The 2,475-nt window shown below is 44.6% G+C and carries 1 protein-coding gene; it reads left to right on the top strand.

Features of this window, described 5'->3' with window-relative positions; all coding sequences use genetic code 11:
* The first annotated feature begins 667 nt into the window (after positions 1-667).
* Positions 668-2,467, top strand: a complete 1,800-nt coding sequence (gene ltrA / locus ACE1CM_RS39005; RefSeq protein ID WP_374884338.1) for a group II intron reverse transcriptase/maturase — start codon at positions 668-670, stop codon at positions 2,465-2,467.
* Positions 2,468-2,475: the final 8 nt, after the last annotated feature.

Raw genomic sequence — 2,475 nt, 5'->3', positions numbered from 1 at the left:
GTGTGATTCGTTGAGTCGAAACTGGCTCTAGGAAAGGCATTCAGCCATTCTACAGCCTTGGGATGACTCTCCTGGTTCTTAAAAATCCGTTACAAAACCAAACCGGATAACCGAATAGGTAATTTGCGGATAGCCGAACCTTGATAACTGTATAACCTTATAGGTGATGTGATATCTGATCGCAAAGTCCTATCCTCCAAGCGTGGGAGTGAAAGCATTTCCCCTACCTAGCGACTGGTTATCAAAAGGTAAAGCGGGGAAAAACGCTGGTAACACCAAACCATGAGGTGAATCCCAGCAAGCAAGAGTGCATGGGCAACGAAAGTGAAGGTATGTCTGAACAGTCGTAATCCACTAAGCAGCGAAAATAATGGTTGATACGCTGCGGTCAAAAGACACTGAGGCACATAGGAACCTGAAAGTACCTCCATAAAGGTCACGCTTTCCTGTCTCCGGCTGAGTAGTACCGCCCTAAACACTCAAACAAAAGGTTATACGGAACGAAGTAATCCTGTCTGTGGCTCTCTAAAAGGTCGATTTTAGAGCAGGAACCAATCCGCAAGCCCTAACAGGAAGAGATGGAATCAGAAGCAAATGCCTACCTGTAATGGGTACGGATATGCTGACAGATTCCCGATGATCTGGAAGATAGAGTTTCAACGAAGCAATGGAAAAGACTAAAACACGGGAAAAACCGATGGTGGTATGGACACAAGTGAACTGGCGCAAGCTAGAACGCACAGTGTACAAGTTGCAAAAGAGAATCTATCAAGCCTCTGGTCGGGGAGATGTCAAAGCAGTGCGAAAATTGCAAAAGACGCTTCTAAATTCCTGGTCTGCTAAAATGCTTGCCGTCCGCAAGGTGACACAGGATAACCAAGGGAAGAATACTGCGGGAGTAGACGGGAAAAAGGCATTAACGCCCAATGCCCGGATTGAGCTAGTGGAAACATTAGAGCTAAAACGCAAATCTACACCCACTCGCAGAGTATGGATTCCCAAACCTGGGAAAACAGAAAAAAGACCCTTGGGTATACCCACCATTGAAGAACGGGCAAAACAAGCGATGGTAAAACTAGCCTTGGAACCCGAATGGGAAGCCAAGTTTGAGCCTAACAGCTATGGATTCCGACCTGGTAGAAGCTGTATGGATGCCATTGAGGGTGTCAAAGTAGCAATTAAGCAAAAGAGCAAATATGTTTTAGATGCCGACATTGCGAAATGCTTCGACAAGATTGACCATAAGAAACTGTTGAACAAAATCAATACGTTTCCAAAGCTTCGCAGACAGATTAAAGCATGGCTTCAGTCTGGTGTATACGATAGCGGAGAATGGTTCCCAACTAATGAAGGAACACCTCAAGGTGGTGTAATTTCACCACTATTGGCAAACATTGCCCTACATGGAATGGAAAAGATTGTTAAGGAATATGCCCGAACCCTTCCAGGGAAAAAGGACAATAACGAGAAGGAAATCACCCTAGTCAGATACGCCGATGACTTTGTTATCTTACATCCCAATCTGGAGGTAATTAAGAGAGCCAAGGCGTTGATTGAGGAATTTCTTAATGACATTGGTTTAGAACTTAGACCAGAAAAAACTCGCATAACCCACACTCTGGAAGCAATGGGTAAAGAAACCCCCGGTTTCGACTTCCTTGGCTTTAATATCCGCCAATACCCAGTAGGAAAATACGCTACAGGCAAAAACACACATGGTAAACCGCTAGGATATAAGACTTACATCAAGCCAAGTAAAGAGGCAGTCAAAGCTCACTATCGAAGGTTAGCGGATGAAATTGACAAATTAAAATCCTGTCAGTCACAGATAGAGCTAATCAAGCGATTAAACCCAATCATCACTGGATGGAGTAACTACTACTCTAAGGTCAATAGTGCTGAAATCTTTAAAGAGCTAGACCACCTTCTGACACTAAAGCTTATTGCCTGGACTAAGGCTAGACATCTTCACAAATCAACCAAGCATTGGGTCAGGAAATATTTCGGCTCCAAAGACGGGTCAAACTGGGTATTTCGCGCCGTTACCGAAGGAAAGACGCTCTATCTTGTCTACCACGGCGACTTCCATATCCAGAAATTTGTCAAAGTCAAGGGAGAAGTCAGCCCGTACAATGGCGATTTCGTCTATTGGGCCACCCGCATGGGTAAAAGCGTCGAACTACCAACCAGAGTCTCCAAATTGCTGAAAAAGCAAAATGGAAAATGCAAAGAATGCAATATGTACTTCAGAGATGGAGACGTAATGGAAGTAGACCATGTAATTCCTCGCTCTAAAGGAGGAAGAGACACCTACGAAAATTACCAACTATTGCATAGGCACTGCCACGACATCAAAACCAAACGAGACGGTACTCATGACAAGAGCCAAATCATTGAGGAGCCGTGTGATGCGAAAGTATCACGCACGGTTCTGAAGCCGAGTCACGTTGGCGACAATGTGGCTTAGGGTAATAC

This window comes from Microseira sp. BLCC-F43, assembly GCF_041929235.1.
Lineage (GTDB): Bacteria > Cyanobacteriota > Cyanobacteriia > Cyanobacteriales > Aerosakkonemataceae > Microseira.
This window is presented reverse-complemented; position numbering and strand designations above follow the sequence as displayed.

What these genes read in the sequence shown, in the direction of transcription:
- ltrA (WP_374884338.1), top strand. Translation starts at nt 668, where the DNA reads ATGGAAAAGACTAAAACACGGGAAAAACCGATGGTGGTATGGACACAA.